Origin of the sequence: Micromonospora sp. NPDC049240 (genome assembly GCF_040647835.1) — a bacterium.
In the GTDB taxonomy this organism is placed as follows: domain Bacteria; phylum Actinomycetota; class Actinomycetes; order Mycobacteriales; family Micromonosporaceae; genus Micromonospora.
This window is the reverse complement of sequence record NZ_JBEZCX010000001.1, coordinates 529,108-553,813: the sequence shown is the minus strand read 5'-3', so window position 1 is coordinate 553,813 and position 24,706 is coordinate 529,108. Positions and strand designations below refer to the sequence as shown.

General features: G+C 70.8%; 37 protein-coding genes, 1 tRNA gene, 2 other RNA genes and 1 pseudogene. 35 read left to right on the top strand and 6 right to left on the bottom strand.

Features of this window, described 5'->3' with window-relative positions; genetic code table 11:
* The first annotated feature begins 15 nt into the window (after nt 1-15).
* From AB0B02_RS02785 to AB0B02_RS02670, 24 genes are all read left to right on the top strand, one after another.
* An RNA gene (locus AB0B02_RS02785) (hammerhead ribozyme type II) lies at nt 16-80 on the top strand.
* A 16-nt stretch (nt 81-96) separates the two neighbouring features.
* Nucleotides 97-828, top strand: a complete 732-nt coding sequence (locus AB0B02_RS02780) for a DUF2786 domain-containing protein (RefSeq protein WP_357295106.1) — start codon at nt 97-99, stop codon at nt 826-828.
* Nucleotides 829-871: 43 nt separating this feature from the next.
* Nucleotides 872-1,186: a hypothetical protein gene (locus AB0B02_RS02775; protein WP_357295102.1), complete on the top strand. Its 315-nt coding sequence runs from the start codon at nt 872-874 to the stop codon at nt 1,184-1,186.
* Complete coding sequence (locus AB0B02_RS02770) at nt 1,183-1,623, top strand: hypothetical protein (protein WP_357295098.1); 441 nt, start codon at nt 1,183-1,185, stop codon at nt 1,621-1,623. The genes AB0B02_RS02775 and AB0B02_RS02770 overlap by 4 nt, the downstream gene beginning before the upstream one ends.
* A gap of 59 nt (nt 1,624-1,682) precedes the next feature.
* Nucleotides 1,683-2,051 carry a hypothetical protein gene (locus tag AB0B02_RS02765; protein ID WP_357295093.1) on the top strand — a complete coding sequence of 123 codons (369 nt, stop codon included), beginning with the start codon at nt 1,683-1,685 and terminating at the stop codon, nt 2,049-2,051.
* Nucleotides 2,052-2,101: 50 nt separating this feature from the next.
* Nucleotides 2,102-2,518, top strand: coding sequence for a hypothetical protein (locus AB0B02_RS02760; protein WP_357295091.1), 417 nt, complete (start codon nt 2,102-2,104; stop codon nt 2,516-2,518).
* Complete coding sequence (locus AB0B02_RS02755; protein ID WP_357295087.1) at nt 2,515-2,637, top strand: hypothetical protein; 123 nt, start codon at nt 2,515-2,517, stop codon at nt 2,635-2,637. The genes AB0B02_RS02760 and AB0B02_RS02755 overlap by 4 nt, the downstream gene beginning before the upstream one ends.
* Before the next feature lie 2 nt (nt 2,638-2,639).
* Nucleotides 2,640-2,704: hammerhead ribozyme type II (locus tag AB0B02_RS02750), an RNA gene on the top strand.
* 34 nt (nt 2,705-2,738) lie between these two features.
* A complete protein-coding gene (locus AB0B02_RS02745; protein ID WP_357295084.1) occupies nt 2,739-3,104 on the top strand; it encodes a hypothetical protein in 366 nt (121 codons plus the stop codon).
* Entirely contained in the window at nt 3,101-3,685 is a 585-nt protein-coding gene (locus AB0B02_RS02740; RefSeq protein WP_357295080.1) for a hypothetical protein, read from the top strand. The genes AB0B02_RS02745 and AB0B02_RS02740 overlap by 4 nt, the downstream gene beginning before the upstream one ends.
* Nucleotides 3,682-4,014: a hypothetical protein gene (locus AB0B02_RS02735; RefSeq protein WP_357295076.1), complete on the top strand. Its 333-nt coding sequence runs from the start codon at nt 3,682-3,684 to the stop codon at nt 4,012-4,014. The genes AB0B02_RS02740 and AB0B02_RS02735 overlap by 4 nt, the downstream gene beginning before the upstream one ends.
* A gap of 76 nt (nt 4,015-4,090) precedes the next feature.
* On the top strand, nt 4,091-4,777 hold the full coding sequence (locus AB0B02_RS02730) for a hypothetical protein (RefSeq protein WP_357295069.1): 687 nt from the start codon (nt 4,091-4,093) through the stop codon (nt 4,775-4,777).
* Nucleotides 4,778-4,841: 64 nt separating this feature from the next.
* Entirely contained in the window at nt 4,842-5,276 is a 435-nt protein-coding gene (locus tag AB0B02_RS02725; protein WP_357295065.1) for a hypothetical protein, read from the top strand.
* 10 nt (nt 5,277-5,286) lie between these two features.
* Nucleotides 5,287-5,520 carry a hypothetical protein gene (locus AB0B02_RS02720; RefSeq protein WP_357295060.1) on the top strand — a complete coding sequence of 78 codons (234 nt, stop codon included), beginning with the start codon at nt 5,287-5,289 and terminating at the stop codon, nt 5,518-5,520.
* Nucleotides 5,517-5,711 (top strand): hypothetical protein, encoded by a 195-nt coding sequence (locus AB0B02_RS02715; RefSeq protein WP_357295057.1) that lies wholly within the window; start codon nt 5,517-5,519, stop codon nt 5,709-5,711. The genes AB0B02_RS02720 and AB0B02_RS02715 overlap by 4 nt, the downstream gene beginning before the upstream one ends.
* Complete coding sequence (locus AB0B02_RS02710; RefSeq protein ID WP_357295051.1) at nt 5,708-6,007, top strand: hypothetical protein; 300 nt, start codon at nt 5,708-5,710, stop codon at nt 6,005-6,007. The genes AB0B02_RS02715 and AB0B02_RS02710 overlap by 4 nt, the downstream gene beginning before the upstream one ends.
* Nucleotides 6,004-6,708 (top strand): FAD-dependent thymidylate synthase, encoded by a 705-nt coding sequence (gene thyX / locus AB0B02_RS02705; protein ID WP_357295048.1) that lies wholly within the window; start codon nt 6,004-6,006, stop codon nt 6,706-6,708. Before AB0B02_RS02710 ends, thyX begins: the two co-directional genes overlap by 4 nt.
* Nucleotides 6,705-6,923 carry a hypothetical protein gene (locus AB0B02_RS02700; RefSeq protein ID WP_357295037.1) on the top strand — a complete coding sequence of 73 codons (219 nt, stop codon included), beginning with the start codon at nt 6,705-6,707 and terminating at the stop codon, nt 6,921-6,923. The genes thyX and AB0B02_RS02700 overlap by 4 nt, the downstream gene beginning before the upstream one ends.
* On the top strand, nt 6,924-7,241 hold the full coding sequence (locus AB0B02_RS02695) for a hypothetical protein (protein WP_357295033.1): 318 nt from the start codon (nt 6,924-6,926) through the stop codon (nt 7,239-7,241). It abuts the gene before it with no gap.
* Between the two features lie 195 nt (nt 7,242-7,436).
* Nucleotides 7,437-8,705 carry an RNA ligase family protein gene (locus AB0B02_RS02690; protein ID WP_357295027.1) on the top strand — a complete coding sequence of 423 codons (1,269 nt, stop codon included), beginning with the start codon at nt 7,437-7,439 and terminating at the stop codon, nt 8,703-8,705.
* Nucleotides 8,702-9,217, top strand: coding sequence for a hypothetical protein (locus tag AB0B02_RS02685; RefSeq protein ID WP_357295022.1), 516 nt, complete (start codon nt 8,702-8,704; stop codon nt 9,215-9,217). Before AB0B02_RS02690 ends, AB0B02_RS02685 begins: the two co-directional genes overlap by 4 nt.
* Nucleotides 9,217-9,396, top strand: coding sequence for a hypothetical protein (locus AB0B02_RS02680; RefSeq protein ID WP_357295017.1), 180 nt, complete (start codon nt 9,217-9,219; stop codon nt 9,394-9,396). The genes AB0B02_RS02685 and AB0B02_RS02680 overlap by 1 nt, the downstream gene beginning before the upstream one ends.
* Before the next feature lie 34 nt (nt 9,397-9,430).
* Entirely contained in the window at nt 9,431-9,586 is a 156-nt protein-coding gene (locus AB0B02_RS02675; RefSeq protein WP_357295013.1) for a hypothetical protein, read from the top strand.
* Nucleotides 9,583-9,768 carry a hypothetical protein gene (locus tag AB0B02_RS02670; RefSeq protein ID WP_357295008.1) on the top strand — a complete coding sequence of 62 codons (186 nt, stop codon included), beginning with the start codon at nt 9,583-9,585 and terminating at the stop codon, nt 9,766-9,768. The genes AB0B02_RS02675 and AB0B02_RS02670 overlap by 4 nt, the downstream gene beginning before the upstream one ends.
* Before the next feature lie 52 nt (nt 9,769-9,820).
* On the opposite strand, the gene AB0B02_RS02665 is transcribed toward AB0B02_RS02670, so the two are convergent.
* Nucleotides 9,821-11,353, bottom strand: coding sequence for a recombinase family protein (locus AB0B02_RS02665; protein ID WP_357295004.1), 1,533 nt, complete (start codon nt 11,351-11,353; stop codon nt 9,821-9,823).
* Nucleotides 11,350-11,568: a hypothetical protein gene (locus tag AB0B02_RS02660; protein WP_357294998.1), complete on the bottom strand. Its 219-nt coding sequence runs from the start codon at nt 11,566-11,568 to the stop codon at nt 11,350-11,352. Before AB0B02_RS02660 ends, AB0B02_RS02665 begins: the two co-directional genes overlap by 4 nt.
* A 19-nt stretch (nt 11,569-11,587) precedes the next feature.
* Here AB0B02_RS02660 and AB0B02_RS02655 point away from each other — a divergent pair.
* Nucleotides 11,588-11,823 (top strand): annotated as a pseudogene (locus AB0B02_RS02655) (regulatory iron-sulfur-containing complex subunit RicT); the annotation flags it as partial.
* Between the two features lie 16 nt (nt 11,824-11,839).
* Here the strand turns inward: AB0B02_RS02655 and AB0B02_RS02650 are convergent.
* A complete protein-coding gene (locus AB0B02_RS02650) occupies nt 11,840-13,534 on the bottom strand; it encodes a metallophosphoesterase (RefSeq protein ID WP_357295850.1) in 1,695 nt (564 codons plus the stop codon).
* A gap of 174 nt (nt 13,535-13,708) precedes the next feature.
* On the opposite strand from AB0B02_RS02650, the gene AB0B02_RS02645 reads away from it, so the two are divergent.
* The 6 genes from AB0B02_RS02645 to AB0B02_RS02620 all read left to right on the top strand — a co-directional run bounded on the left by AB0B02_RS02645 (nt 13,709) and on the right by AB0B02_RS02620 (nt 18,314).
* Nucleotides 13,709-13,785 (top strand) — tRNA-Thr (locus AB0B02_RS02645).
* Between the two features lie 169 nt (nt 13,786-13,954).
* Nucleotides 13,955-14,383, top strand: a complete 429-nt coding sequence (locus AB0B02_RS02640) for a hypothetical protein (protein ID WP_281943495.1) — start codon at nt 13,955-13,957, stop codon at nt 14,381-14,383.
* A gap of 124 nt (nt 14,384-14,507) precedes the next feature.
* Nucleotides 14,508-15,026, top strand: a complete 519-nt coding sequence (locus AB0B02_RS02635) for a SigE family RNA polymerase sigma factor (protein ID WP_281943493.1) — start codon at nt 14,508-14,510, stop codon at nt 15,024-15,026.
* On the top strand, nt 15,026-15,508 hold the full coding sequence (locus AB0B02_RS02630; RefSeq protein ID WP_281943491.1) for a hypothetical protein: 483 nt from the start codon (nt 15,026-15,028) through the stop codon (nt 15,506-15,508). The genes AB0B02_RS02635 and AB0B02_RS02630 overlap by 1 nt, the downstream gene beginning before the upstream one ends.
* A 78-nt stretch (nt 15,509-15,586) precedes the next feature.
* Entirely contained in the window at nt 15,587-15,985 is a 399-nt protein-coding gene (locus AB0B02_RS02625; protein ID WP_281943489.1) for a VOC family protein, read from the top strand.
* Between the two features lie 175 nt (nt 15,986-16,160).
* A complete protein-coding gene (locus AB0B02_RS02620) occupies nt 16,161-18,314 on the top strand; it encodes an acyltransferase family protein (protein ID WP_281943486.1) in 2,154 nt (717 codons plus the stop codon).
* A gap of 4 nt (nt 18,315-18,318) precedes the next feature.
* Here AB0B02_RS02620 and AB0B02_RS02615 read toward each other — a convergent pair whose 3' ends face one another.
* Nucleotides 18,319-18,939 (bottom strand): pyridoxamine 5'-phosphate oxidase family protein, encoded by a 621-nt coding sequence (locus AB0B02_RS02615; RefSeq protein ID WP_281943484.1) that lies wholly within the window; start codon nt 18,937-18,939, stop codon nt 18,319-18,321.
* 166 nt (nt 18,940-19,105) lie between these two features.
* Between AB0B02_RS02615 and AB0B02_RS02610 the strand changes: the two genes are divergently transcribed.
* Genes AB0B02_RS02610 through AB0B02_RS02600 form a run of 3 tightly spaced genes read left to right on the top strand, consistent with a single transcriptional unit; the run spans nt 19,106 to nt 21,271 of the window.
* Complete coding sequence (locus AB0B02_RS02610; RefSeq protein ID WP_281943482.1) at nt 19,106-19,612, top strand: DUF2231 domain-containing protein; 507 nt, start codon at nt 19,106-19,108, stop codon at nt 19,610-19,612.
* Complete coding sequence (locus AB0B02_RS02605) at nt 19,609-20,145, top strand: Hsp20/alpha crystallin family protein (protein WP_281943480.1); 537 nt, start codon at nt 19,609-19,611, stop codon at nt 20,143-20,145. Before AB0B02_RS02610 ends, AB0B02_RS02605 begins: the two co-directional genes overlap by 4 nt.
* Nucleotides 20,146-20,152: 7 nt before the next feature.
* Nucleotides 20,153-21,271, top strand: coding sequence for a glycosyltransferase family 9 protein (locus tag AB0B02_RS02600; protein ID WP_357294956.1), 1,119 nt, complete (start codon nt 20,153-20,155; stop codon nt 21,269-21,271).
* Here the strand turns inward: AB0B02_RS02600 and AB0B02_RS02595 are convergent.
* Nucleotides 21,246-22,118, bottom strand: coding sequence for a glycosyltransferase (locus AB0B02_RS02595; RefSeq protein ID WP_357294949.1), 873 nt, complete (start codon nt 22,116-22,118; stop codon nt 21,246-21,248). The genes AB0B02_RS02600 and AB0B02_RS02595 overlap by 26 nt on opposite strands.
* The gene (gene rfaE2, locus AB0B02_RS02590; RefSeq protein ID WP_357294946.1) at nt 22,115-24,001 is read right to left on the bottom strand and encodes a D-glycero-beta-D-manno-heptose 1-phosphate adenylyltransferase; all 1,887 of its coding nucleotides are present in this window, start codon (nt 23,999-24,001) and stop codon (nt 22,115-22,117) included. Before rfaE2 ends, AB0B02_RS02595 begins: the two co-directional genes overlap by 4 nt.
* Nucleotides 24,002-24,139: 138 nt before the next feature.
* On the opposite strand from rfaE2, the gene AB0B02_RS02585 reads away from it, so the two are divergent.
* Entirely contained in the window at nt 24,140-24,697 is a 558-nt protein-coding gene (locus tag AB0B02_RS02585; RefSeq protein ID WP_357294939.1) for a type 1 glutamine amidotransferase domain-containing protein, read from the top strand.
* Nucleotides 24,698-24,706 lie beyond the last annotated feature (9 nt).

Below are 24,706 nucleotides of genomic sequence, written 5' to 3'. Positions count from 1 at the left end.
ACACGTGATCCTGTGAGCCGAAACCCCTGGAAGGGGGTCCACCCGGGGTGGTTCCCGGGTGCTGACGATGGCAGCCATCCATTCGAGAGGAGATCCATGACCCAGGCGACCGAGGGCATGCTCAGCAAGATCCGAGGGCTGCTGGCCCAGGCCGAGCACGAGGGCACCAGTAAGACCGAGTCGGAGACGTTCATGGCGGCGGCCACCCGGCTGATGGCCAAGTACGGCGTCGAGCGGGCGATGCTCGGTGCGCTGCACCCCGAGACCGACCGGGTGGCCGACAAGATCATCGTCGTGCCGGCCCCGTACGCCGCGTCGAAGCTGCGCCTGCTCTGGGCCATCGCCTCCGCGCTCGGTGCCGACGGCGTGAAGCGTCGCGCCGCGAAGGGTACGGCCGAGCTACACCTGTTCGGCATGGAGTCCGACCTGGAGCGCATCGACCTGCTCTACACGAGCATGCTCCTGCAGTGCCAGCGGTTCCAGGAGATCGACTGGCGGACCATGCCGTCGTTCGTCGACAAGCGAACCTGGAAGGTTGACTACGTCGAGGGCTTCCGCAGCGAGGTGCACCGCCGGCTCAAGGAGGTCGAGGCTCGCGCCAAGCAGCAGGCCCAGGCCGAGCAGACCGGCGGCCCGAGCGTCGACCTGGTGCTGGCCGACCGCAGCGCGCTGGTGCAGAAGGCCAAGGCTGACGCTTACTCCAGCACCCGCAAGAGCAGCTACAGCCGGCGGGTGGGTGCTGGTTACGGCCAGGGCACCAGCGCCGGCCAGCGAGCCGACCTGGGTGGCAGCCGGATCGCCGGCAACCGGCGGTCGCTCAGCCGCTGATCACGCGACTACGATCCGAACGTCGAGCAGAGGGAGTGCGAGCATGGAGTACACCGAGAACTACGACCTGACCGTCCGGACCGTCAGGCTTGATCTCAAGGATCCGGCTGAGCCCATGTCGTGCGGCACCGACAGCCAGCCGCGCCGGTTCGCTCCGAAGAAGATGCAGATGGAGTGGCGGGACGGCGTTCTGGAGATCGTCGCGCTGCGCGGACCCCGGGTGCTGAAGGACGGCACCCAGTCCCAGACCGACGACGGGGTCCGACTCTGGGGGGCGGACCAGCACGAGGAACTGTTGCCCGACTGGGCCAAGGAAATCGTCGCCACGTACACGAGTGAGCAGGAGGTGTCCGCATGATCACTATCGCGCAGGCCCGGGTCGCCAAGTCCAGCATGGCGGACGTGTTCATCCTCCGGCCGGGGGAGTACCAGGGTGACGCCGTGACGGTCATCGACTTCTACCTCAAGGGCAGCGACCTCTGGGTCGAGGTCAAGCGGATCGAGGCGACCGGCCACTACCCCGCCTCCGACCTGGAGGCGGGCAGGGAGATCAAGGGTCTGATGGAGTCGGGTGCGTACGACGCCGCCGGCTACGCCAAGGGTGAGAAGTCGCCCGAGCAGACCAGGATCTACGAGGCCGCCGAGGATCTGACCGAGCTGCTGCGCCAAGTGGTGCCGGACAGCACGATCCACTATGCGGTCGAGGAGGCGCGACGGGCCCTACGGGTCCTGTCCAAGAAGGCCGACACCATCCTCACCAACGACCGGCTGCCGGTCCGCGAACTGCAGTCCTGACGCGACACGGGCCCGGTCAGCCGGCCGGGCCCAACCCTGACGACGAGGAGCGAGAGAGCATGACCGACGAGGTGCGCGAGGCGATCAGCAAGCTGCTGGCCGAGGCCGACTTCGAGGAGCGGGGCATCGTGGAGCAGGTGATCAAGCGTGCCGGGCTCAAGCCCCAGCCGCGCCGGATCACCTCCCAGGACGAGCTGGCCAAGCTGGCCGACGAGCTGGGCGTGAGACTCGACTGGCACGAGCCGGACGAGCAGGGTGTGACCGCTCGGGTCGAGGGCTACAACCTGGACAACGCCGGGTCCTGGCCCAAGGAGGATGGTCGCCCCGCTGTCGAAATGTGCGTGATCATCCGGAAGGGTGAGGACGAGGTGGCGGCCGTCAACCTCGCCACCCTGCTGGGTTGGGCCAGCGCGGACCGTCGCATCTGAGCGTTCGTGATAGTGTGAGCGTTAGTGAAACCGAGAGAGAGGATCACAGAGTGACCATCACCCTGGAGAAGGCGCGCGAGCTGCTGGCCAAGGCCGTCGAGACGCAGGGCAAGGGCTTCGTCTACAACCCCAGCAAGACCGGACTCTGCTACTACCAGCCTCTTTCGGTCGAGAGGGCCCTCAGCCCGGAAGACCCGCGAGTCAAGACCGGCTGCCTGGTCGGCACCGCGCTCAAGATCCACGGGCGGATGGACCTGCTGGACTTCCTGGGCAGCGTCACCTCGATGCACCGGGAGGACAAGGGGCAGGGTGGCGACCTGATGGACGAGGAGGCGGCGGACTACTTCCAGATGGCCCAGACCCACCAGGACGGCGGCTCCACCTGGGGCAAGGCGCTGGAGGCGGCCGAGGAGTTGGCCGAGAGCCTGATCAAGGCCCGGTCCGTCGAGGGCGGTGAGGCCCGATGAGGTTCTTCTGGATTAGGAACAAGAAGGCGATCGGCCTGGGCTTCGTCTACGACTGGCAGATGCGGGTCGCCACGGTCCACCTCGGCCCCTTCACCTGGGACATCGAGTTCCCGCAGTGACAAGCCGAAACCCCCGCAAGGGGGTCCACCCGGGGTGGTTCCCAGGTGCTGACGATGGCAGCCATCGCAGGATCCGACGTGATAATGAGAGCGAGGCAAGGTTGAGCACCACGTGCGAGGCGTGCGGCGCGACGAAGAAGGACGAGGGTGTGCCCGGCACCGTCCGGTACACCCTGGGCCCGGCTCTGGCGACCGCCCTGATGAAGCTCAAGGCCCACGGAGGCCCCGCGAAGCGGGTCGACCTGGCCCTGACCGGCCCGGAGTACAGCGTGTTCCACAAGCTGGCGTACTGGGGCCTGGCCGAGTCCAAGGAGGGCTGGTGGTCGGTGACGGCGGCTGGCATCAACTGGGTCAATGAGATCGTGCGGGTGCCGCAGGTCGTGTACTCGATCGACGGCGTCATCGTTCCGGGCGGCGAGCTGGTCAGCCTGGGCGATGTGCTGGCCGGGAAGCGGGTGGCGGCATGAGCGAGCGACCCATCATCGGCATGGTCGGCCGGCAGCGCGCCGGCAAGGACACCGTCGCCGCCCGGCTGATCGAGGAGCACGGCTACGTCCGGTACTCGTTCGCCGACAACGTCCGCAGGGCAGCCGAGGCGCTCGATCCGATCGTGACGTTCAGCGGTCGGCGGCTCTCCGAGGTGCTGGCGTTCCACCGCTACCTCCGGCCCGACAGCAATCCCTGGGAGTTGGCGAAGGAGGAGCCCGAGGTGCGCCGGCTGCTCCAGCGACTCGGCACCGAGGCCATCCGCGCGATGGACGAGAACTTCTGGGTGCGCCAGCTCATCGGGCAGATCGAGGCCGAGGCGCGGCCCGTGGTCGTGACCGACGTGCGGTTCCCGAACGAGGCGGCTGCCATCGAGCGGCTCGGAGGCTGGCTGGTCCGCGTGATCCGGCCGGGCCAGGACTCCGGCGACCTGCACGTCAGCGAGACTGCCATGGACGGTTGGCACACGACGTACGAGGTGATCAACGACAGCACGCTGGAGCACCTGCACGCGCTGGCCGACCTGATCGCGACGCTGGAGCTGGAGCTGGGGGCCCGATGAGGCGGCTCGCCGTGCTGGGCGCGGCCATGCTGGCCCTCGCCGGCTGCGGGTCGGACGTCACCTCGGGAACCGTGGTCGCCAAGGATCACGTCGCCGCCCGGGACTGGACGTACTGGCAGCCGATCTACGTGGCGCGGTGCGACTCCAAGGGGGTCTGCACCATGCAGCAGACCGGGGTGATCCCAGTCGAGATGCACGACCCGGAGTGCTGGCGGCTGGCGCTGCGGGCCGGGAACGACACGGGCGAGGTCTGCGTCGACCAGCAGACCTGGGAGCGCACCGCGCCGAACGATCACTACGAGCCGGCAAAGGGCGTCGCCGGCTCCTGATCTGCAAGTTGCACGTGATGATGTGACCGTGTTACAGTCTTAGTAACACATAGCGAAGCGCGAGAGGGGCAACATAGTGGGGACCAACACCATCGAGACCGCCGTCACCAGCATCGACGAACTGATCGCCCTGCCGGTCGGGGTGAAGCTCGTCGACAAGGACGGCGATGTCTTCGAGAAGATCGACCAGGACACCTACCAGGCGGAGCTGTTCGATTTTCCGACGCACTACCTGGTCGACTACCTGCCGGCCACCGTGCTCGGCGAGCCGGTCGAGTTCCGCAAGGGCGACACGGTGAGGGTGGTGACCGACGCCTTCCATGCGGCCAAGGTCTACCCCGGCCACGTCGGCGAGGTCGTCACCTCCGGCCTGTTCAGCGACGTGCGGTTCGCCGAGGACGGCCTCACGGTCCCCTTCAAGGCCGACGAGATCAAGCTGATCCGCCGCGACATCGCCGAGGCCCGCAAGGACGCCAACGGCATCATCGACCGCATCGTGGCCACGTTCCGCGAGCTGCTCGACAAGGTGCCGACCGCCGAGAAGGTCGAGCCGGCGGCCGAGGTGCTGATCGCGAGCGTGCGGGAGCTTAACGACCTGCCCGACGGCAGCGTGGTCGCCGCGACGATCGAGACGGGTCGGCCGGTCCGCCGCAAGCAGGGCGGCCGGTGGTGGGCCGAGGGCCACCTGGCCCCCTGCGACTTCACCACCACCATGCTCGCCGCCGACGGCAAGCTGCGCCTGGTCTACAAGCCCACGGCCTGACGTGATGATGTGAGCGGGGTCGGTGCACGCCGGCTGGCCCCGCTCCCCACCTGGAGGGAAGCGCATGAGGCTCACGCCTCGCAGAGAGGAAGTCCAGCAGGTCGTCGAGATCCTGGAGAGCGACCAGTTCAAGAGCGCAGACGACATGGCGAAGGCTCTGATCAAGGAGGTCGCCGAGATGCTCGACATGCGCGACTGGGTCGCCCTGACCCACCGCTTCGGCGACGGCCAGCTCGGCATCAACTGGGGCCCGTTCTCCTCGGGGATCGAGGCCAACCGCTACGCCGAGAAGGTCGGGATTAACGGCAAGTTCGGGGTGGTCAAGCTCTACAGCCCCGGCCTGCTCCTGGCCAACGCGCAGGGCGCGAAGAAGGCGACCAAGGACTTCTGCACCAACACCCACTGCATGCACGCCTCCTGGGTCCACAGCGCGCTCGGCAACAGCCGAGGCAAGTGCGTCCTGGAGACCTGCCCCTGCACCAAGTACGCCGGCAAGTAGGGACACATAGATGAGCAACAAGACCACCGTCGCGCACATCTGGTGCAGCGACTGCAGCAAGAGAGGGTTCACCGATCGCAACCTGGCCCGTAAGGCACTCGGCCGAGCCCAGGCCAAGCGGAACCGGCTCGCCGACAAGCACGGCACCCGGCGCGGCATGAACCGCGAGAACCGCTACTACAACGACTGCCCCAACGGCCTGTTCCACCTGACTGGCATGAGCCGAAAGGACGTCGCTCGATGAGCTGCAACACCTGCGGCCTGCGCAAGTTTGCGGTGGGCGAGGCCCGCAACTTCGTCGGCCGGCTGGCCCGCAAGGCCGCCAAGACGAACAGGCCGAGCGACATCGCCAAGGTGAGCGAGGCCAAGGCCGAGCTGGACCGGCAGCGCAAGTTCCAGAAGGACCACGAACGAGAGCACGAGGTGATGGTGTGAGCAGCGAGCTGCAGGCGGCGCTCAAGGCGGTCGAGGGGGCCGTCTACGCCGAGAACGAGCGCGGCGGCGAGGCCCGAGCGGTCGTCGCGGAGGTCGGCCGGCTGGTCGGCATCTCCCTGGGGGCGCAGGTGATCGGCGAGGTCTGGGCCGTCGCCAACATGCAGCGGGTCATCAAGGCGGTCCGCGACATGCGGGACAGCCGCGACGCCCTGATCCGCGAGAACTTCGCGCTCCGCAAGGAGTGCCAGCAGCTCCACCGCGAGCTGGACACCATCGCCGAGGAGAGCAGCCGATGACCGACATCCAGTTCCGCTCCGACGTCACCCTCCAGCTCGACGACAAGATGGGCGACGACGCCAAGGTCATCCGCATGGCCAAGGCCAGCATCAAGAAGACCGGCGGCGACATGGACGAGGCCGCGCGGCAGGGGTTCATCAACTTCCTGATGCGCGAGCGCCACGGCGTCCCGTTCGAGCACTGCGCCATGACCCTGTATTTCGAGGTGCCGATCTTCGTGATGCGGCAGCTCGCGAAGCACCGGATCAGTTCGATCAGCGAGGCGTCGGGCCGGTACACCCAGATGGATGGCGTGTTCTACCGGCCGGTGGCCCAGCGACCGCTGATCCAGGTCGGCAGGGCCGGCGCGTACACCTTCCAGCAGGGCAACGCCTATCAGGACGGCCTCGTGCAGTACGTCCTGGCCCACGCCAGCGAGGCCGCCTACCAGGAGTACGAGGGACTGCTGGAGCAGGGCATCGCCCGCGAGGTGGCCCGCATGGTCCTGCCGGTGAACGTCTACACCTCCGGCTACATCACCATCAATCTGCGCAGCCTGATGAACCTGCTCAGCCTGCGCACCGCCAACGAGAACGCCACGATCAAGGGCCACCCGCAGTACGAGATCGAGCTGCTCGCCCAGCGCATGGAGATGTACTTCGCCAGCGAGTTCCCGCTGACGTACGCCGCCTTCGAGAAGAACGGCCGGACGGCCCCGTGAGCGTCCGCTTCGCCATCCGCACGCTGACCGGCCGCCCGGTCTGCCAGCCCACGGTCATCCTGGGCCGCCGGCAAGACCGGACCAGGGGCTGCACTGTCCACGTCCTGGGCCTGCCATCTGGCGAGGCTCGCGTCCCGTTCGACAACGCCGACTCCGTCGAGGAGCTGGCCAACGACCTGCTCAAGGCCGCCGCATACATGCGCAAGGAGAACTGAGTGCCCACCACCGCCCACCCCGACGACATCCTCGTGGTTGCCTGGCTCAAGGAGGCCGAGCAGTACCCGCAGTTCCGGGGTCGCCAGGTCGTCAGCTCGAACAGCACGCAGATCCTGCACGGTCGCCGGATCCGCCGGGCCTACCTCGCCCACGGCTTCGCCGGCACGCCGCGAAGCACGGAGTTCCGGGCCCTGCTCGCCCGCCACCAGGCGGCGTACGGCACCGAGCTGCGCTCGATCGACGACTTCGCGGCCGACTACCTGGAGGACGAGGCGGCGGCGTACCTCGACTCGCTCGACGAGGACGTGATGATGTGAGCGAGAAGGAGCGACCTCCGGGCCCGAGCCTCACCCGGCCGGCGCTGCCGGTGATCCAGCGGACCGCGTTCTGCGGACACGACCTCTACAACGCCGACCCGAACTGTAACCACTACATCTACATGGCCTGGTCCGGCGTGAAGTGCGCTCGGTGTCCCGGCTGGTTCTGCGCCTAACCCGAGGAGAGGATACCGAGTGAAGATCAACCCCCCGAAGAACCCGAACTACGCCGCCACCGTGGTGCGCGTCCGGCACATCAACCAGCTCGCCAACTGCGACAACGTCGTCGGCGTGCCGCTCCTGGGCTACCAGGCGATCGTCAGCAAGGACACGCAGGAGGGCGACCTCGGCATCCTGTTCGGCGCGGAGACCCAGCTCAGCCTGGAGTACGCCAGCTCGAACAACCTGCACCGGCACGAGAACCTGAACGTCGACCCCTCGCAGAAGGGCTACCTGGAGGACAACCGCCGGGTCAAGGCGCTCAAGTTCCGGGGCCACCGGTCCGACGCCCTGTTCATGCCGCTGTCCAGCCTGGAGTACCTCTCGATCGACGTGAGCCAGCTCAAGGAGGGCGACACCTTCGACCAGCTCGACGGCCAGGAAATCTGCCGGAAGTACGAGGCCAAGGTGCCGAGCGCGCGGGGTGCGGTCGCGGTCAAGTCGGTGCGCAAGCAGCGGGTCGACGACCTCATGCTGCCGAAGCACTTCGACACGGCGAACTACTTCCGGGTCGCCGGGCAGATCAAGCCCGAGGACCAGGTGGTCATCACCCAGAAGCTGCACGGCACCTCGGTGCGGATCGGCCACACCCTGGTCGAGCGGAAGCTGAGCTGGCTGGAGAGAGCGGCCCGCAAGCTGGGTGTGAAGGTCCGCGAGACCGAGTGGGCGTACGTCTACGGCTCCCGAAGCGTCATCAAGGACCCGGAGAACCCGTTCGCCAAGGGCGAGTTCTACGGCACCGACCTCTACACCCAGGTCGGATCGCGGCTCACGGGGCTGCTGCCCAAGGGTTACGTGGTCTACGGCGAGATCGTCGGCTGGGTGCCGGACACGAACACCCCGATCCAGAAGGGCTACACCTACCGGATTCCCGAGGGCCTGGCCGAGCTGTACATCTACCGGGTCACGACGGTCAACGAGGACGGCCGGCAGGTCGACCTGAGCTGGCCGGCGGTGAAGGAGTTCTGCCAGTCGGTCGGGTTGCAGACCGTGCCCGAGCTGATCAGCGACTACCACCTCGGCGAGGACTTCGTATCCAACCTGCTCGACACTCGGCTGGCCAACATCTTCCTCAACGCCCTGCCCACCGACGGCTCGATGGTCGACGAGGGCGTCTGCCTGCGGGTCGAGGGCCTGACCCCGTTCGTAGTCAAGGCCAAGAGCCCCGAGTTCCTGCGGCACGAGTCGAAGATGCTCGACAAGGGCGTGCTCGACGTCGAAGCCGCTGAGGATGTGATCCTGTGAGCGAGGCCCTGACCGACATCCTCGGCAACACCATCGAGCCGGGCGATCCGGTGGTCTACCCGCAGTCGTCGGGCCGGTCGGTGCAGATGGTGCTCGGCAAGCTGGTCGGCTACAACGGCAAGACGGCGCAGATCCAGCGCGACCAGGGGAGCCGGTGGGGTGCGGGCTACCAGAGCACGCGCTACCGCGATAAGCGGACCGGGAAGCGGATCAACCCGTACGAGAGCGACGAGCACTGGGCGAGCCGGCCGCACCACCGCTACGTGCACAAGACGACCGGCGAGGTGGTCTCCGAGAAGGAGCTGCAAGACCGGCACCCGCTCGTCGACCCGTTCTCCTTCGCGATCGACCCGGTGAACCGGCCGACCTGGGAGGCGCGGAAGCCGTACGAGCGGGAGTACGTCCCGGGCGTGCTCGCGGACCACGTCGAGGAGTACCAGGAGCCCCTCAAGCCGGTGACCATCCACAACGTCCGCAACATCATCAAGGTGACCCCGAAGGAGGAAGCGTAGTGCAGCTCCAGACTCTCTGGCTGATCCTCGCCCTGGCCGCTGTCGCCCTGGTGGCCCTGGCCTGCGGGCGGTTCATCGAGGGGCGGCTCTGGTCGCGCCTGATGGGCCTGACCGTGCTGTCGACGGTGGCCACGATGGCCTTCGTGGTGGCGAAGGCGGTGATTCTCGGTGGCGCGTAGCTCGTACATCTACGTCGTTCTCAACGACGAGGGCATGCCGTACAGGGCCTTCACCGTCAAGCACGAGCTGGTGACTCACCTGCAGGGCCTCGGCCCGGACGTGGAGCTGGTGCCGGGCGTGATACGCCTGCGCGATGGCCAGCGGGGCGAGGCGACGGAGATGGACATCGAGGAGCTGGTGTCGCAGTGACCGAGCAGGAGCTGGCCATCTTCGAGGCTGGCAAGGCCGAGATGCTCCGCTACGTCCTGAGCGAGGCGGACATCTTCCGAGACCTGATGAAGCGTCGCGGCTACATCAACAACGCGAACGGTGTCCGCCGGTTCGTTCAGCACCTCAAGGCCAGGCCGTACATCAGCAAGGCCCAGCAGTGAGGCAGGCCCTCCCTCATCCCTTAACCGGGATGAGGGAGGGCCTTCTTGCGTTTCAGGACCAGGCCGGCGTGAACTCCGTCTGCACCAGGGCCGGCCGCCATGCCGGCTCGCCTGCCTTTCGTCTGCCCTTGCCGCGCGGGATGATCCGGATGAAGTCGAACGCCCCGCGCAGGATCTCCCGCTGTTCGCCCAGGTCCAGAGCCTCGAACTCGTCGTACGCCGCCTCGATGTCGATCTCCTCGGCCGGGCCCTGTCCGCCGGCTACGGCAATGGCCTCCTGGATCTCGGCCAGCTCGGCTCGCAGCTTCGCGGTACCGGCATGCAGGGCGGCCCGGTCGATCAGGCCGCTCGTCCGGTCTTCGACCAGCTCGGCCATGAGCTGGGCGATCTCGCCCTGGCGGTTGACCAGGTCGGTGGTGTCGATGGTCGCTGGCTGGGGATGGAACGTGACCCGGCCGGTCGCCTCCATCTGCATGACCAGCCTGCGGATGATCTGCGCATCGGCGAAGTCGACGCCGATCGAGCAATGCCCCCGACCCAGCTCGGGCTGCTTGTCCAGGCCCCGGCAGACGTAGACCTTCTCTCCATTGCGACGCCGGTAGACGCTGATCGACCCATTGCAGGCCGAGCAGGTCGCGATGCCGGAGAGCAGGTTGGCCAGCCTCCCGCCGCCGGAGTCCGGTCGTGCCCGGTCGGCCAGTCTCGCGTTCACCGCGCGCCACAGCGGTTCATCCACGATCGGCTGCCACCTCCCCTCGCCCATGATCTCGCCGTAGAGCGTGGACTTGGCCATGTTCCGTGGAGCCTGGAGCAGGAGCCGCACCGCGACGTTGTTCCAGCGCCTGGTCGGATCGTAGTTCCGCTTACGGGGTGCCCGGGGGCGTGCGGTCTCGGAGTCCGGCGCGGACGTGGTGAAGCCCGCCTCATTCCACTCCCGGGCGATGGCGGTCAACGCCTTGCCCTTGAGCACGCCCTCGTAGGCCGCCAGTACAGCGTGCGCCTCCTCCTCGCGCAGCGTGCCGTCCAGCTCGTAGCCGAAGGGCCGGCGAATCCACTGCGGCCTGCCCTCCCTGACTCGTTGGTCGTTGGCCAGGATCTGCCGCTCAGCCTTGCGCTCGACCTCGGCAGTGGCGACGGCAGCCAGGATCCGGGCGACCATCCGGCCGACATCCGTGGTCAGGTCGATGTCCCCCGTGGCGGTAGCCAGGCCGACGCCACGCTCGATCGCCAGGTCGATCAGGGATTCGAGATCCTTCATGCTGCGGGTGACTCGGTCCAGATGCCAGGCCACGACGACGTCAACCTCGCCGGCCTCGATCAGCTTGACCACGCGCTGCCAGCCGGGCCGATCGCCCAGGGCGTAGTCCTTCGCGGAGATGGTGTCGTCGACAACCTCGACCACCTCCCAGCCGCGAGCCAGCGCGAGGGCTCGGCACGCCTCTTCCTGGCGCTCGATGCCGGCACCCTCGCCCGTCCGGTCCAGGCTCATCCGCAGGTACAGGACGCACCGCAGGCTGGTGAACGGGCTGGATGCCGCCTTCATGGCCCGGCGACGGGCGGCGCTCTTGATGCGGGGCGGGGTCACTCTGGCACGTCCTCGCTGCGAATGACGTCGATCTCGCCCCGCTGCATCCGGTGGCGCAGGCGCTCCCGGGCCAACTCGTTGTGGGCCTCCTCGACGATCGCGCCGAGCTTCTCGACCAGCTCGCGGATCGCCTGCTTCTGGGCGTCCTCGCTGGCCGGAGCCGTGGCATCCTTGGGTTGACGCTGGTAGTGGTCGATGCGCTTCTCGTCTGCCATCGCCGCAGGCTATCAGAAGTGCTGCCTTCGCCATAGTGAGGGCATCCTCTGTATCAGCGGTTCCAGGAGTCCGCTCCGGCGGTCGGCACCCGGGTGGAGACCCCGCAGGGCGAGGGCAAGGTGGTCGGCCACAGCGTTCCGCGCGACGCCGTCACGGTCCGCCTGGACGCCGACGGCTCCCGCTGCCAGTGCAGCCGGGCCTCCGTCTGCGCCCCCCGCCAGTCCCACGACCAGCACTACAACCCCACCCCCTGACCGCCGGCGGGGGCGGTCAGCGGAGCGTGATGGGGGGTTCGGCCAGGCGGGGAGTCAGCGGGGTCTTCGGAGTCAGCCACGGGGCCGTGGCGGACTGGTCCGGGTTGAGCTGCCAGGCGTGGGACACCCGGTCCAGCGCGACGGGGTAGATCGTCACCGTGCCGTCGGGGTCGAATCGGAACCGGAGGAACGCCTTCGAGTCCTCGATGCCCTGACCGGCGAACAACTCGTTCAGGTTCACTCCGAACACGCCCGCCACCAGCAGGTAGAGCGCCACCAGTTGACTGGCGACCAGCCCGCTGACCGGGCCGTAGAGCACCGCCGCGGCGACCGCCGGCAGCGGCCACGGCCAGTCGTAGAACGGCAGGTGCAGCCAGAGCCAGGTGCCGCCGGCTGCCAACGTCACCTGCGCCACCCCGTGCGCCACCCCGAGGATCCAGTGCCGGGCGTGCCGCTTGCCGCCCGCGCTGGGCGGCTTCGCGAAGAACGCCGCGCCCAGCAACGTCACCGCGAGCATCGCCACCAGCGGGACGCTGAACAGCCGCTGCGCGGTGGCGTCGGCGCGCTGCGCCGTCACGCCGGCCATGGCCAGCATCAGCAGCGTGTGCAGCGTGCCGAGCAGCGTGGTGAAGCCCGGGTTGCGCAACGGCAGCCGGCGGAAGATCCCCCAGCCGTACCGGCGGGAGCGGGCCTTCTCCGGATAGCGGGCGGCCAGGTCGTACTCGCGGGTGCGGCTGGCCCGTCGGGTCAGCGTGTCCCGCGGCGGCACCTCCAGCCGCTGGGGAAGCTGGTGCGTCGGGTAGAGGTACGCGCCACCGCCACCGCAGGTGATGAGCTGCCGCTCCGGGCCGGCGTACCGGGCGTAGTGGTGCAGGTCGCCGGAGACCAGCACCCGGACCTGGGCCCCGGTGGGCGCCACGATGGTGCGGATGAAGTAGTCGACCGAGTCGTACGCGTTGGGGTGGTCGGCGGCCTTGACCCACGTCGGCGCCGGCACCGCCACGATCACCCGCGACCGCGGGGTGAGCTTGCGGGCCACCGCGTCGAAGTAGGTGAGCTGTGGGTCGTCCAGGTACGAGCCGGACTGGTCGTCGAGGCCCAGCAGCCACCACCCGGCCGGCAGCTCCACCGCGAAGTAGGAGCGGGACTGGCCGGTGCCCCAGCCGGCGAAGTGGCGGTCCCGGGAGCGCACGAACAGCCGCAGGAACGCGGTCAGGCCGTCGTACCAGTCGTGGTTGCCGGGGACCGCGAAGAGCGTCGGCCGCTCCGGCGGGGCGACCGGCAGCGCCGCCTGGTACGGGCCCTTGCACCGGTCCTCGTACGCCTCGTAGCCGGCCGACGGATAGACCTGGTCGCCGCCCATCACCAGCGTCTGCGCCCGAGGCAGCCGGTGCCCGTCCACGGTCAGCTCCGGCTGGGCCAGCAGGTAGGCGATCGAGTACGTGGCGTCGAAGCCGTCGCCCAGGTCGGCCACGTAGTCCAGCCAGAGCCCGCCGTCCGGCCCGACCTGCCGGAACGTGTCGTCGCCGAACGCGTTCTGCAACTCCCGCTTGTCCAGGTACGCCCCGAACAGCATGGCCAGCAGCGTCCGCAGGCCGGTGCTGATCAGCAGCAGCGGCGCGAGCCAGGGCACCGGCCGGCGCGGGGTGAAACCCAGTTCCCGCGGGTCCAGGCTGTGCGGCCGACGGCTGGCCCGCTCGCCCGGGCGCACCTCCGGGTCCGGCTGTCGCGGCGGTACGTGGTCGTCGCTCACCCGCCGCAGGGTAGTCCGGACCGGGCGGGAAGTCTCTCCCGTGCCGGGGCCGAGGGGCCCGGTTGTCCGGTTCCGGACGAGGGGGATCCGGTTCGGCTCCCGGCGGCGCGTGCCGTACACTTGGTGGTCGTTGCCGCCTTAGCTCAGTCGGCTAGAGCGACGCACTCGTAATGCGTAGGTCGACGGTTCGATTCCGTCAGGCGGCTCCAGATGAGCCCCTGGCCAGCAGAAGTGCTGGCCAGGGGCTCAATTTCGTCTATGGCGGACGGGGCCGCCGAAGATCCGGAGAAATAGTTCCGGGTGGCGGCAACCTGCGGGCGGTGGATCGCATGTACCCGGATGTAAGCAACGATCGCCACGATCCATAGGGGCCCGGAAATGTCTGCACGTCGTCTGCTGCTGCCCGCTGCCACCGTCCTTTTCGTACTCACCGCCTGTGCCGCCACGGAGGAACCCGGCACCGGCGCGACCGCATCCGCTCCGGCCTCGGCTGCCCCGACGAACGGCACCCCCGGTGCCACGCCCACGGTGACCGCCAAGGCGGCCGGGGGTGTCCGGAGCGCCGACTGTCCCTCGGGGACGGACCTGCAGAAGCTCGTCGAGCTGCCGAACGGCACGACCTTCGGCAGTGTCGAGTGCGTGCAGGGCTGGGCGGGCGCCGTCCCGCAGGGCCCGAAGACCGGTGACGGCGTCTACCTGTTCCACCACACGGCCGGTACGGGCTGGAAGTACTACGGCGAGGGCAGCGGATACGACTGCACGGACCTCGGCCTCACCGAGCCGGCGCCGTTCTGCGTCTCCGGCTGATCAGCTCGACCGCGGTTGCGCGCTGCGGCGCACACTGACTACGGTGTGCGCCACAGTCAGCCGGCCGCACCGATGCCGTCGCGCCCTGACCACCTGTGCGGGCACCTGGGGATGCGAGCGGGGCATGGCGGACTCGATCGACGATCAGTTCCGGGAGTTCGTCCGGACCCGCTCGTCCGCGTTGCTCCGGACGGCGTTCCTGCTGACCGGCGACCGTCACCTCGCCGAGGACCTGGTGCAGGACGCGCTGGCCCGAACCCATCGGGGCCGGCGGCGGCTGCACGATCCGGGGCACTTCGAGGCCTACACCCGTACCGCGATGTACCACCAGCAGGTGAGCTGGTGGCGGCGCCGCAGGGTGGTCGAGTCCCTGCCCGGGGAACTGGCCGACGTGGTCCAGCCCGGGAGTGACCACGCCGGCCGTACCGATCTCAAGCTCGCCCTGCACCAGGCGCTCGCCCAACTCACCCCGCGACAGCGCGCGGTGCTGGTGATCCGCTTCTTCGAGGACCGCAGCGAGGCCGAGGCCGCGCAGCTTCTGCAGTGTTCGGTCGGCACGATCAAGAGTCAGACCAGCAAGGCGCTGTCCCGCATGCGGGAGATCGCGCCCGAGTTGCTCTCGGCCGTGATGGAGGAGGCCTGATGACCGACAACCTCGGGCCGCTGCGTCAGGCCATGTCCGATCTGAGCGAGCACGGCGGCAGCGCCGACCTGTACGAGCGGACCCTGCGCAGGTCGCGGCAGTTGCACCGGCGGGCAACCGTCACCACCGGCGCCGCAGCCGCAGCGCTGGTGTTCGCCGTCGGCGGTACGGTCGCCTTCGCCGTCAGCCACTGGTCCGACCCGGCGACGCCTCCCGCGGCGGCTCCCGGGCAACCCGACTGTCCGTCCATCGAAACCTTGGGTGACCTGGTCGAACTGCCACCGGGCTGGTCCTTCGCGTCCACCGGTGTGCAGTGCGCGGAGACGTGGGCGGCGGTCGACGTGAAGCGCCCGGCCGACGGCGACGTCCGCTACCTGTTCCACTACACGTCCGATGCGGGTTGGCGGTACCAGGAACAGGGCAGCGAATGGGACTGTCGGGAACTCGGTCTCACCCGGCCGGCACCGTTCTGCACCTCCTGACCGCGCGCCGATGATTCGTGACCGGCTGGCCGGTCCATCCGGTGACCGCTCCTTCCGTCCAGACCTGGAGTCGCCACCGTGCCCACCTCGCCCGTGACCGTCAGCCTGCCGATCGCCGACCGCGTGACCGCGCACCGCTTCTACGCCGAGGCGCTCGGCTGGCCGACGGTCGGTGAGCCGGCGGCGGACGGCATTCCCGAGCCGCTCCAGTTCGCCGTGCACGACGGCCTGCGCCTGATGCTGGTGCCGAGCGGGGGTTTCGGCTGGGTCATCGGCGACCACGAGGTCGCCGAGCGGGGCCGCAGCGAGTGCGTGCTCGGCCTGACCGCCGCGGATCCCGCCGAGGTGCGGCGGGTCGTCGACCGGGCCCGGACCGCGGGTGCCCGCGTCGTGACGGCGCCGGCCGAACAGCCATGGGGGTACGCCGCCACGTTCGCCGACCCGGACGGCCACCTGTGGATGGTCACGGCGTCCTGACGCACGGTCCGGAACCGGCGCGCGGAGCCCGGTTCCCCGTCGGCCGTCGGGCCTCGTCCGAGGCGGAACCGGCACCGCACCGGTGGCGGCCCCGACCAGCCGGTACGACATTGCCCGCATCCGTGAGAGCCGCTATCGTTCCCTGGCCAGACGCCCCCGGAGTTCGAGGATCGCGGTGACTTCCCCGGAGTTGACGAACCAGGTTGCCCGGCACGATCCCCGCACCGAGGAGAAGACGGCCGGGCGCGTCCCGAGCCGGTTCCGGGGCGACGTCGCCGGCCTCCGCGCCGTGGCCGTCGCGGTGGTGCTGCTCTACCACGCCGGGCTGTCGTTCCTGCCCGGCGGTTTCGTCGGCGTCGACGTCTTCTTCGTGATCTCCGGCTTCCTGATCACCGGGCAGATCGTCGCCGAGATCGAGCGCACCGGCCGGCTCTCCCTCGTCGGGTTCTACGCGCGCCGGGCCAAGCGGATCCTGCCCGCCGCGACGGTGGTGCTCGCGGCGACCGCGGTGGCGGTCCGGCTCTTCGTGCCCCGCGGCGACTGGCAGGCCATCGGCGGCGACATCGCCGCCGCGGCGGTCTACGTGGTGAACTGGCGGTTCGCCGACCGGGCGGTCGACTACCTCGCCGCCGACAACGCGGTGGTCTCGCCGGTGCAGCACTACTGGTCGCTCGCCGTCGAGGAGCAGTTCTACCTGGTCTGGCCGCTGCTGATCGTGCTGGCGCTGCTCGCCGCGCGGGCGCTGCGGCGGACCAACGTGCGGCCGGTCCTGTGGGTCGGTCTCGCGGTCCTGGCGGTGCCGTCGTTCGTCTGGTCGATCGTCGAGACGGCGAACTCGCCGGCGCGCGCGTTCTTCGTCTCCACGACGCGGTTGTGGGAACTCGCCGTCGGGGCGGGCGTCGCGCTGATCGCGACGCGGGCCGCGCGGATGCCACGGGCGGTGGCGGTCGTCCTCGGGTGGCTCGGGCTGGCCGCGATCGTGGCGGCGGCGGCGTTGGTGAGCGGCAAGACGGCCTGGCCCGGGTACGCTGCCGCGCTGCCCACGCTCGGCGCCGCCGCGGTCGTCGCGGCCGGCCCGGCGGCGGGGTCGCGGGGGCCGGTGGTGCTGCTCGGCACCGGCCCGTTCCGCTGGGTCGGTGACCTGTCGTACTCGCTGTACCTGTGGCACTGGCCGATGCTCATCGTGGCCGCCGCCCGCTTCGGCGAGCTGTCGACGGTCGAGGGACTGGCGGTGGCGCTCGCCTCGGTGGTTCCCGCCTGGCTCACGTTCCGGCTGGTGGAGAACCCGCTGCGGTACTCCCGGAAGATCGCCACGTCGCCGCGGCTCGCGTTGAGTCTCGGCGGCAACTTCACCATGGCCGGGATCTGCGCCGGCCTGGCGCTGGTCCTGCTCGGCGCCTGGGCCGCCGCCGCGGTCCCCACCAAGAGCCGGTACGCGCCGGGCGCGGCGCTGCTGTCCACCACGCCCGGCACCGCCCCGATCGGCCCGGTGCCGGAGCGGTTCGACGTGATCACGCCGGATCCGCTCCAGATCCGGCAGGGGTTCCTGGACGTGCCCGTCACGAAACGGGACAACTGCTTCCAGCAGGTCGAGGGCGCCGAGGTGTTGTGGTGCACGTACGGCAACCCTCAGGGCGCCACCACCGTCGCCCTGGTGGGCGACTCGAAGATGGACCAGTGGCTGCCGGCGTTCCAGGTGCTCGCCGAGCAGAACGACTGGAAGCTGGTGATCGCCGCCAAGGCCGGGTGCGCGTTCACCAGCGCCAAGGTGCTCAAGGGTGACAAGTCCGGCAAGCCCTACACCGACTGCATCGAGTGGAACCGGGCGCTGCTGAGCCGGCTGCTGCGGGAACGCCCCGACTACGTGGTCACCTCGCAGTCGGCGCCGACCGCCCTGAACGCCACCGGCAAGGGGGTCTCGGTCGACGCGATGGTCGCGGGCGTGCGGGCCTCCTGGAAGAAGCTCGACTCGGTGGGCGCGCAGGTCGTCGTGATGGCGAACAACCCGCTGCCGCCGGGCGCGCCGGTGGCGTGCGCCGACGAGAACCGCAAGCGGCTGTCCACCTGCGCGTTCGACCGCGTGCTCCACGACCAGGACCAGGCGTACCGGATGCAGCGGCGGGCGGTGACCGGGGTGCCCGAGGTCAGGATGATCGACCTGTTCGACGCCATCTGCCCGACCGAGCGGTGCCCGGTGGTGTTCGGCAACGTGCTGATCTACCGAGGCGGATCGCACATCGGCGCCGCCTACGTGAAGACCACCGCCCCGCACCTCGCCCGCGCCCTGTCCGACGTGGGCGTGCCGGCGGTGTACGCGCCGCAGAAGTGACCGCTCAGACGTAGAGCTTCTTGGCGTAGTCGGGGCCGTAGTGCCGTTCCAGGTCGGCCAGGCTCTCCGCCGGGGCCTCGACCTCCTTGACCAGTCGGGGCCGCGACGGTAGCGCGTCCGGCTGCCAGGTCTCCGGCTGCCACAGCTCGGAGCGGAGGAACGCCTTCGCGCAGTGGTAGAAGATCTGCTCGATCGCCACCTCGACGGCGAGCAGCGGCCGGTGGCCCTTGACCTCCAGGTCGGCGAACCACGGCGCGTCCCGGACCAGTCGGGCCCGCCCGTTGATCCGCAGTGTGTCGGTGCGCCCCGGGATCAGGAAGATCAGCCCGACGTGCGGGTTGGCCAGGATGTTGTGGTAGCCGTCGGCGCGCCGGTTGCCGGGCCGCTCCGGAATGGCGATGGTGGTGTCGTCCCGCACCAGCGTGAAGCCGGGTGGGTCGCCCTTGGGCGAGACGTCGCAACTGCCGTCCGCGCCGGCGGTGGCGATCAGGCAGAACGGCGAGGCGGCCAGCCACTCCCGGTCACGTTGGTGCAGCGTACGGCGCTCCTTGGCGACCGCCCGCGGCATCGGCGCCCCGATCAGCTCGCGCAGCTCCGCCTCGTCGGTGATCTCCCGCGTCGTCACGTCTTCCTCCCCCGTCCGTTGACCTTGACGACGGTTCCGGCCCGCGACGGGTCGGAATCCGTCATCGTCAGTCTAGGGGCGCGTCGGACGCCGGGTTCGCCCCCGGAAGCGACGGGCAGGGACCGGAACACACCGCGTGTCCGGAACGCGACGGATGGAGGCCGCGATGGAGAGCCGACTGAAAGTGCTCGGCCATCCCGTGCACCCGATGCTGGTGATGTTCCCGGTGGCGCTCCTGGTCACCGCTGTGATCTTCGACGTGGTCGACACCGTGGGCGGGCCGGACCTCCTCGGCGAGGTCGCGTACTGGAACATCACCGTCGGCCTGATCGGTGGCCTGCTCGCCGCCGGGGCCGGCGCGTTCGACCTGCTCGCCCTGCCGACCGGCACCCGCGCCAAGCGGGTCGGGCTGCTCCACGCCGCGGCCAACATCGCGGTGATCCTGCTCTTCGCCGCCGTCTGGGTGGTCCGGCTCAACGCCGGGTCGCGGAACGCCGGCGGTGCGCTGATCGCGATCGAGGTGGTGGCCGTGGCGATCCTCGGGATCAGCGCCTGGCTGGGTGGCGAGCTGGTGGACCGGCTCGGCGTCGGTGTCGACCCGGACCACGACCTCAACGCGTCCAGCTCGCTGCGGCCCACCTCGGCGAACCACCGGATCGGAGACGTGCGATGACCGAGCCGGACGGCGGCCGGGGCTGGCGGGGTCGCCAGCAGGGCTGGGACCCGATGGGCGAGTTGCAGGCGCTGCGCGCCGAGCTGAGCCGCCTGGTCGGCGGCCGTTCCGGCACCCCGGACGTGGACGTCACCGAGGTGGCGGACGGCTGGGAGGTGACGGTCCGGCTGCCCGGCGTGGCACCCGAGGAGGTGGCCGTCGAGCTGGACGAGCGGGAACTGTGCGTACGGGCCCGGTCGGAGGCCGAGGTCAACGCCGACCAGGGCATCCCGGGCGGGTTCACCACCCGGGGCTTCGAGTACCGCGTCGACCTGCCCTCGCGCGTCGACCCCGAGCGGATCGACGCGGTGATGGACCACGGCCTGCTCCGGGTGCGGCTGCCCCGGGCGGCCCGGCCCGCGCCACGCACCATCACCGTCGGCCGCACCGGCCCGCGCGACACCGTCGGCCGTACGCCGGCCCCGGTCGATCCGGCCGCGGACCGGGAACTGCACCACCCGGACACCACGCTCGACGAGACCGACCGGCCGTAGGGGCGGCGTGACCAGCCTCCCCCTTGGTCCGGTGGGCGCGCGGGTGCCGGACGTCGAGCGGATCGCCGTGCTCCGGGCCAACGCGCTCGGCGACTTCATCTTCGTGCTGCCCGCGCTGGAGGCGCTGCGGGCCGCGTACCCGTCGGCGGAGATCGTGCTGCTCGGCGCGCCGTGGCACGCGAAGCTGTGGCGCGACCGGCCCGGCCCGGTGGACCGGGTGCTGGTGGTGCCCCCCGCGCCCGGCATCCGCGACGCCGGCCCGGACGAGTCGCCGACCGGCCTGGCGGACTTCCTGGCCGCGGCGCGCGCCGAACGGTTCGACCTGGCGTTGCAGGTGCACGGCGGCGGCGCCAACTCCAACCCGTTCGTCACCGCGCTCGGCGCCCGGGTCACCGCCGGGCTGCGCGCCGACGACGCGCCGCCGCTGGACCGCTGGCTGCGGTACGTCTACTACCAGCACGAGGTGATCCGCTACCTGGAGGTGGCCGCGCTGGTCGGGGCGCCGGCCACCACGATCACCCCGGCGTTGGCGGTGACCGACGCGGACCGGGCCGAGGCGGCGGCGGTGCTCGGCGCGCCCGGCCGACCCCGGGTGGCGCTGCACCCGGGCGCCACCGACACCCGGCGGCGCTGGCCGGCGGAGAGCTTCGCCGAGGTCGCCCGCGTGCTGGTCGGGGACGGGTACGAGGTGCTGGTCACCGGCACGCCCGCCGAGCGGGAGACGGTCGACGCGGTGGTCGCGGCGGCCGGTGTGCCGGTGCGCCCGCAGGTCGGCACGCTGAGCCTCGGCGCGCTCGCCGCCGCGTACGCGGACTGCGCGCTGGTGGTCTCCAACGACACCGGCCCGCTGCACCTGGCCGCCGCGGTGGGCGCGCCCACGGTGGGCATCTTCTGGGTCGGCAACCTGATCAACGGCGCGTCCCCGCTGCGCGGCCGGCACCGCCCGATCGCCGCCTGGACGACCCGTTGCCCGGTCTGCGGCGTCGACTGCACGCCCGGGATCTACCCGCACCGCCCCGGTGACGGCGACTGCCCGCACCGGGTGTCGTTCGTGGCCGACGTGCCGGCCGTCGAGGTGGTGGAGGCGGCCCGTGAGCTGCTCACACCTCCGCGCCCGACTCGTTGAGCACGACCTCCCACGCCTCCACGTCCCGCTCGGTGACCGTGGTCGGCGACTCCAGGTGGTAGGCCCCGCTGGGCAGCACGCCGGCGCCGCCGTGCCGCTCCAGCACCGCGAGCTGCGCGGCCACGTCCTCGCCCTGGTGCCGCTCGGGCAACCGTTCCCAGAAGTCGAAGCCACCGGCGTCGACCAGCTTCGCCCGGTCGTAGAGCACGCAGCCGCCGATCCAGGAGACCTTGTACGCCCGCCACGCGCCCACCGGCAGGTCGAGCTTCTCGGTGACGTGCAGCAGGTTCGCCGCCGGGTGGATCGACGCCCGGTGCCACTCCGGCGTGCCCGGCCGGATCCGCTCCGGTTCCGGCCGGCCCGGCCACTCCTCGTAGTGCCGGTGCGTGTCCGGGCGGACGTCCTCGGCGTAGGAGAGCCCGTGCACCGCGTTGCCGACGAACCCGCAGCCCAGCTCGTGCAGCGCGGTGACCAGCCGGGACAGCGTGCCCGGCTCCAGCCAGACGTCGTCGTCGAGGCAGAGCACGGCGTCGGCCGCCGAGCGGGACAGCAGGTAGGAGCGGTGCTCGGCCAGCCCGCGCCGGGGCAGCCGCCGGGTCAACAGCACCGGGTGTCCCCGGTGGCGCAACGCCCGGACCATGGTGGCCGCCGCCGGGTGCGCGTACGCGGGGTCGCCGTCGGACTGGTCGCTGACCACCACCCCGAAGCCGGGCACGCCCTCCTGGGCGGCCAGCCCGGACAGCGTGACCGCCAGCTCGGCCGGCCGGTTGCGGGTGGGGATCAGCACGTCGAGCCGTCGGGGATGCCGGAACTGCTCCGGGGTGCCCGGGTCGAGCGGTCGGGTCACGCCGGCCTGCTCTCGCCGACCGACTGGGCTCGGATGCGGTCGATGATGGCCGAGGTGGAGCGGTCCGGCACGTAGCCGAGCGTGCGGACCTGGCCGCCGAGCCGGCGGACCAGCGGCGCCTCCGGCACCATCTCCGGCGGGTAGTCGCCGCCCTTGACGTAGACGTCCGGGCGGACCGCCTCGATCAGCCGGGCCGGTGAGTCCTCCTCGAAGACCACCACGTGGTCCACGCAGGCCAGCGCCGCCAGCAGCGCGATGCGGTCCTCGACCGGGTTGACCGGCCGGTCCGGGCCCTTGAGCCGGCGTACGCTGCCGTCCGAGTTGACCGCCACGATCAGCAGGTCGCCGAGCGCGCGGGCCTGGGTCAGGTAGCGGACGTGCCCCGGGTGCAGCACGTCGAAGCAGCCGTTGGTGAACACCACCGACCGCCCGGACCGCCGGTGCTCGTCGACGAGCGCGGCCAGCTCGTCGGCGCCGACCAGGGCCGGGTGCCCGGCCTCCTCGCCGCCGGTGCCCAGCGCGGTGAGCAGGTCCTCCCGGCGGCACACGCAGGTGCCGGTGTCGGCGACCGTGATGGTGGCGGCGAGCTGGGCGAGCTGCGCGGCGGTCGGCAGGCCCGCCTCGGCGGCCAGCGCCAGCGTCATGGCCGCCAGATACGCGTCCCCGGCGCCGACCGCGTGGCTGGCCGGGACCGGCGTGCTGTGACTACGCCGGGGCGAGCCGTCGGCGCCGCCGACCACCGCGCCGTCGGTGTCCAGGGTCACCGCGACCACGTCCGCGCCGGTGTGCGCGCGCAGCTCGGACAGGCGCGACTCGGCCAGCTCGGCCCGGTCCACGCCCTCGCCGACGGCCGCGTTCACGGTCACCCCGGTGCCGGTGACGCTGAGTCCGTTGCCGGTCAGCGCCACCCGTTCCTCGCCCGGAGTCGGCTCGCCGGTCGGCCCGGACGAGCCCACGGTGGATCCGTGCACCGGCGCGCCGGAGGCGGGGTGCGGGCTGCCCGGCGTACGGTCGCCGGACGTGGCGTGCGAGGCCCGTTCACCGGCCTCGCCGGAGGCCGCGGCCACCGCCCGTTCGCCGGCTCCGCCGGGTGCGGCGCCGACCACCAGCTCGGACGGGCCGTCGGCCACCGCCGGATGATCCAGGTGCAGGTCACCGGTGCGGACGACGCCACGCTCGGCGTGGGCGAACCCGGCGGCGGCGCGGGCCAGCAGCCGGGTCGCCTCGGCGAAGCTCGGCGTCACCACCGTCGGGTTGAGCCCGCGCCAGTCGGCCAGGTCGTGCGCGTCGAGCGCCACCGTGCCGTAGAGGTCGCGGTTGGCGACCAGCCAGGCGCGTACCGCCGACGGCAGCGCGCCCAGGCCGTAGTCGCAGACCACAAGCGTGAGCGGCTGCCCGGCGGCCACCGCGCGCAGCTCCTCGGTGGCGCAGTGCAGCGCGGTCAGCAGGCGGGCCACCCCGTCGTCGTCGAGCGTGTCCTCCGGGCCGCCGGAGTCCTCCCGGAGCAGGATCTGGTTGCCGGCGAGCATCCGGCGCTTGACCGGGGTGGGGCGGCCGGGCTGGCTGACCGTCCGGTCCCAGACCGTCGCCCGGTCCAGGCAGTCGTGCAGCTCGTCGCCGGCCACGTCGGCGCCGACCGGGGCGACGAGCGCGGCCCGGCCGCCGAGCGCGGCGACGTTGACCGCGGTGTTCGCGGCGCCGCCGGCGGCGGAGATCCGGCGGCGCAGCGTGAGGACCGGCGCGGGCGCCTCCCGGCAGAGCCGCTCCGACTCGGCGAACCGCCACTCGTCGAGCATGGCGTCGCCGACGACCAGCACGGGACGCCCCTGCCAGCTCGCCACCACGGTGGCCAGCCGGCGCTCTTCCGCTGCTGCTCCTGCCATGCCCTCCCGGGTCCCCCGGCGTCGGCCGGCCAAACCAGCCCGGCCGCGGCCCGGCTGCGACGCGGGCCACCCGGTGCGTCCGGTTTCCGGGCATCGGCCGGGGGAATCGTCCAGACACACCCGGAGAGGAGAAGCAGCATGGCAGCGACACTTCAGGGCAAGCGGATCGCGTTCCTGGCCGCCGACGGCGTCGAGGAGGTCGAGTACACCAAGCCGCGCGAGGCGGTGGAGAACGCCGGCGCCCGGGTGGAGCTGGTCTCCATCGAGTCCGGCTCGATCCAGGCGTTCAACCACCTGGACCACGGCAAGCAGTACCAGGTCGACGTCACCACCAAGGAGGCGGACGCCGGCGCGTACGACGGGTTGGTGCTGCCCGGCGGCGTGGCGAACCCGGACTTCCTGCGGGCCGACCCGGACGCGGTCCGGTTCGTGAAGTCGTTCTTCGACGCCGGCAAGCCGGTCGGGGTGATCTGCCACGGCCCGTGGACGCTTGTCGAGGCGGACGTGGTGCGCGGTCGCCGGATCACCTCCTGGCCGAGCCTGCGCACCGACCTCACGAACGCCGGCGCCAACTGGGTCGACGAGGCGGTCGTCACCGACAACGGGCTGGTCAGCAGCCGTAAGCCGGACGACCTGCCGGCGTTCTGCGCCAAGATCGTCGAAGAGTTCGCCGAGGGCCGGCACACCGCCGGCTAGAAAACTCAT